Source organism: Bartonella sp. AS69XJJH (genome assembly GCF_042195585.1).
Lineage (GTDB): Bacteria > Pseudomonadota > Alphaproteobacteria > Rhizobiales > Rhizobiaceae > Bartonella.
Genome location: NZ_JBHIOO010000067.1, coordinates 1 through 2,099, shown reverse-complemented (window position 1 = coordinate 2,099; position 2,099 = coordinate 1). Strand labels below are relative to the sequence as shown.

The 2,099-nt window shown below is 38.6% G+C and carries 4 protein-coding genes and 2 pseudogenes; 5 read left to right on the top strand and 1 reads right to left on the bottom strand.

Features of this window, described 5'->3' with window-relative positions; all coding sequences use genetic code 11:
* The 5 genes and pseudogenes from ACFIK6_RS09560 to ACFIK6_RS09540 form a co-directional block, all read left to right on the top strand.
* Positions 1–221: pseudogene (locus ACFIK6_RS09560) on the top strand (filamentous hemagglutinin); the annotation flags it as partial.
* Positions 218–622, top strand: coding sequence for a hypothetical protein (locus ACFIK6_RS09555; RefSeq protein WP_208438718.1), 405 nt, complete (start codon positions 218–220; stop codon positions 620–622). The pseudogene ACFIK6_RS09560 and the gene ACFIK6_RS09555, both read left to right, overlap by 4 nt.
* Positions 610–780 carry a hypothetical protein gene (locus ACFIK6_RS09550; protein WP_375677593.1) on the top strand — a complete coding sequence of 57 codons (171 nt, stop codon included), beginning with the start codon at positions 610–612 and terminating at the stop codon, positions 778–780. The genes ACFIK6_RS09555 and ACFIK6_RS09550 overlap by 13 nt, the downstream gene beginning before the upstream one ends.
* A 21-nt stretch (positions 781–801) precedes the next feature.
* A complete protein-coding gene (locus ACFIK6_RS09545; protein ID WP_375642710.1) occupies positions 802–1,203 on the top strand; it encodes a hypothetical protein in 402 nt (133 codons plus the stop codon).
* A gap of 176 nt (positions 1,204–1,379) precedes the next feature.
* Positions 1,380–1,784, top strand: coding sequence for a hypothetical protein (locus ACFIK6_RS09540; RefSeq protein ID WP_375642711.1), 405 nt, complete (start codon positions 1,380–1,382; stop codon positions 1,782–1,784).
* Between the two features lie 220 nt (positions 1,785–2,004).
* On the opposite strand, the pseudogene ACFIK6_RS09535 reads toward ACFIK6_RS09540, so the two are convergent.
* Positions 2,005–2,099 (bottom strand): annotated as a pseudogene (locus tag ACFIK6_RS09535) (DNA-binding protein); the annotation flags it as partial.

The following is a 2,099-nucleotide window of genomic DNA, read 5'->3' as shown; positions in this document are numbered from 1 at the left end:
GGAATAGATATGACTTTGTAAGCAGAATTATTGGCGGTAATGGCTATACTTATGAGACAATACCTGCTGGCAGTAACGTTTTGACAGAATGGTGGAGAGTGACCATGAATCCCATAAGTTCCCATACTTGTCTTGGAGATGCGGGTCCAAAATGCCAAAAGTTTTATGGCACATCTCATCTTGAACAATTTCCTTTAAGTAAATCAAGGAGTAAAGAATGAAACAAACTCTAAAATTATTAAGCACTGTAACTTTGTTAATTATAACTGGATGTAATATAGATAAACCTCCTCCAGGAGAGGTGGCTACGTGGGAGAAAAATGGTGTTACTGATTTTACTGAGGTAGGAAAAGCCTTGTTAGAATGTGGAATGCCGAGCCTTATTGATGCCGATCCAGAAAACAGAAAACTCAGCTACAATGCATGGGCAACTATTGATGCCTGTATGGTTCAATCAGGTTTTCGTGATAAAGTGGGGGGAGGGACTTGGTGCGAGAATCATAAAGCGGAAAACTTACCCATATGTCGTCCTGGTGCTGTGATCCCGAGGCCCAGTGTCAAGAAGCGCTTAAACAGCCCTTTTTGTAAAAAGCATCCAGAACAATATGAATGCTATCCTTAAGTTTTGCTGTTTGTGATGATAACAATCCGCCCTCCGTTCCTTCGCTTGGAATGGCGCGATTGTTCCCTCAATCCATCATCTCAATATTGTTCACCGTTATTTTAAACAGCGGTGACAGAAAATATCAACAGGCTTATGAGCTGTTTTATCGTAAATAAATCCATTGAAAGAGGGGAAGAATGAAGAAAATCTTAAAACTGTTGAGTTGCATAGCTCTGTTAAGTATCGCTGGATGTGAGTATAAAGCTGAGGTTCCCTTATCAGCTTGGGAATTATGGGATAAGCCTGGTGCAAATACAATTGATATAGGGAAAGCGCTGTTAGAATGTGGCATGCCAACACCTTATAATCGTGATGAATACAACAGAAAGTTAGACGGAAATGCGAACGCATTAATTGAAGCTTGCATGGTTCAAGCAGGTTTTAGATATAAATCCGGATATTTGAGTTCGTGTGAGTTTTTTGATGCTCGTTTTCCGATTTGTCATTCAGGTGCTGTCATTCCTCAAAGAAGTGTTAAGAAACGCCTGAACAGCCCCCATTGTAAAAGAAATAGAAACAAGCCTGAATGTCTACCGTAGTTTTTTGATGATGGTATGATTAAGAGTAATCTTTAGTTTTTTTATCTTTTGCATAAGTGTGTGGGCCAATTGTATCGGCACTCAACATGTTTCAAATTGGTATGGACAGAGGAATATAAAACATCGACAAGCTTATAAGCAATCTTATCATAAAAAATCATTGAAGGAGAGAAAAAATGAAAGCAACTTTAAAGTTATTGAGTGGATTGGCTTTGCTTATTATAGCTGGATGTTTTCCAGGTCCTTACCAGGCTGTGGATGTATTAGAGAAGCTAGGAGAAGATAAGATTGAGATTAAAAAAGCACTATTAGAATGTGGAATGCTGAATCCTCATGATGATTATATGATGGATTATAGAGAGTTAAGTATAAATGCGAATACATCTATTTATGCATGTCTAACCCAAGCAGGTTTTCATAGTAAATTAGGAGGGAAGTGGAGAGATCGGTGTAGAAATTATAATGCCGAAGATCTTCCGATTTGTGTGCCAGGTGCTGTCATTCCAAAACGAAGTGTCAAGAAGCGTTTAAATAGCGCTTATTGCCAAAAAAATAAAAATAAACCAGAATGCCAACCTTAAGCACTGTTTGTAATGACCAACAATCCGCCATTCTTACCTTCGCTTGGAATGGCGGGATTTGTTTCCTCAATCCACTATCTCAATATTGTATGTAAAGCAATATGGCGTAGAATGTACTTAGTAATCCTATAACCAGGTTGCGATACAGGACGGTTTTTGTTATCTCCAGGTTTGATGAGTTTGAGAAAGCCTTGTCCGTCCTTACGTGACAAGGTTTTTTTTATGCCGCGTCACTTTGACGTTGCTGTTTTGCTTGCTCGATGACATTGATAAGATCTGATTGTAACCAACGCGATAAAAAACCAAATTTTAAAG

Bases quoted from the DNA above. Each gene is read 5' to 3' on its own strand.
- ACFIK6_RS09555 (WP_208438718.1), top strand. From the start codon at position 218: ATGAAACAAACTCTAAAATTATTAAGCACTGTAACTTTGTTAATTATA.
- ACFIK6_RS09545 (WP_375642710.1), top strand. From the start codon at position 802: ATGAAGAAAATCTTAAAACTGTTGAGTTGCATAGCTCTGTTAAGTATC.
- ACFIK6_RS09550 (WP_375677593.1), top strand. From the start codon at position 610: ATGCTATCCTTAAGTTTTGCTGTTTGTGATGATAACAATCCGCCCTCC.
- ACFIK6_RS09540 (WP_375642711.1), top strand. From the start codon at position 1,380: ATGAAAGCAACTTTAAAGTTATTGAGTGGATTGGCTTTGCTTATTATA.